This window comes from Alteromonas portus (genome assembly GCF_005117025.1).
GTDB lineage: Bacteria > Pseudomonadota > Gammaproteobacteria > Enterobacterales > Alteromonadaceae > Alteromonas > Alteromonas portus.
Map to the genome: position 1 here is coordinate 1 of NZ_SWCO01000023.1, position 1,329 is coordinate 1,329.

The 1,329-nt window shown below is 41.8% G+C and carries 2 protein-coding genes; both read right to left on the bottom strand.

Annotated features, from left to right (window positions below; genetic code table 11):
• Window positions 1–294: 294 nt before the first annotated feature.
• Entirely contained in the window at window positions 295–576 is a 282-nt protein-coding gene (locus E5672_RS19825) for a hypothetical protein (protein ID WP_161569418.1), read from the bottom strand.
• Window positions 577–711: 135 nt separating this feature from the next.
• Window positions 712–1,101: a hypothetical protein gene (locus tag E5672_RS19710; protein WP_136783871.1), complete on the bottom strand. Its 390-nt coding sequence runs from the start codon at window positions 1,099–1,101 to the stop codon at window positions 712–714.
• Window positions 1,102–1,329: the final 228 nt, after the last annotated feature.

The window sequence follows — 1,329 nt, forward strand, 5'->3', positions numbered from 1 at the left end:
GAGAATTGTCTATAGATTTTTGTAATGTTGAAAGCGGGATGTTTTTTGCCCAATAGGAGTTCGCCACAAAGGAGTGGATTAATTCGATGTCTAGGTCATCGTGGCTTGTACTTATATTAATCCCTTTCATTCTATCGATCCTTCAGAGGGTATAACTTTCCAATAACGGGCGCAGGCATGTGGGGCATAATGGCGCAGCCGCCCCGCATGTATGCGTCCCAGCGAACGAAGTGAGTGTGTTGATTGGGTTGTTATGTGCAACCATTAATAACCTTGTTCTTTTGCAAGTTTTATTTATAGTATCACTCTTTGGAGAAGGAGTTTCCCAAATTTCTCTGTCAAGTAGCTAGTAAAACCTGTCATTTCATGCTTAACGTGCTCCGCCACTTCGCTCGGTATTTGGAGTGATAGATTATAATTAAACTGATAATCATCAAACGCATCTTTCATGCGTGATACAACTATATCGGTCATCTCTAATGATGCTTCGCTTTCCGCTAATATATTCGTAAGAGTTTTTTCAAAGCTGTTCCACTCTTGAACTGCTTTGGTTGGAAAATTGACAATGTTATTCATGTTCATCCTTGCACATAACGGCCCGCATAACGGGCAAAAACGCGTAGGCTATAATAACGAGCGAAGCGAAGGGAGCCTACGTGTTTTTGTCCCAGCGAGCTTGCGAGCGAGTTTATGCGATTGTTAGGTGCGTGTTTAAACAAACCTTGAATTAACCTTTTCTGATTGCAGCCTTAGCGTGGCATCCTTTGCGATTTTAGAATAAGTCAATGCATGGCCTTTGTCACTTTGCGACAAATATATCTCTGAGATTTCCGTAGCGACTGATTCAATGTATTCAAGTAATTCGTACTTTTGTGCTAACTCAAGAGCCACAAAATACGCAGTTAACTGCTCCCCACTGTCAATGGTGAAGTCAGCCAAAGTTTCCCACTGAAACGGATGATCCAAAGTTGAGTTTTTGTGTGTTTCGCAGATACCTCTTAGCTTATTGTGCGCTTCCCAGTAAACTTTTTTAGAAGGCTCGTTGGTCATGGTCAAAGCGAGTTCTAGTATTTGTTCATAGAAAGGTGGTTTGAATTTCATTGAAGCACCTAACTTTTAAATAAGGGGCGCAGGCATGTGGGGCATAATGGCGAAGCCGCCCCGCATGTTTGCGTCCCAACGAACGAAGTGAGTGACTTAATTTTTTTGTTAGGTGGCATTTGTTTAAAACGAAGCGCTGACTATTTGATACATCCACCATGAACAAACACCGACTTGAATTGTAAAAAATAGAAACCTTATCTGGGTTGCAATGTTGCTCCCTGAAAG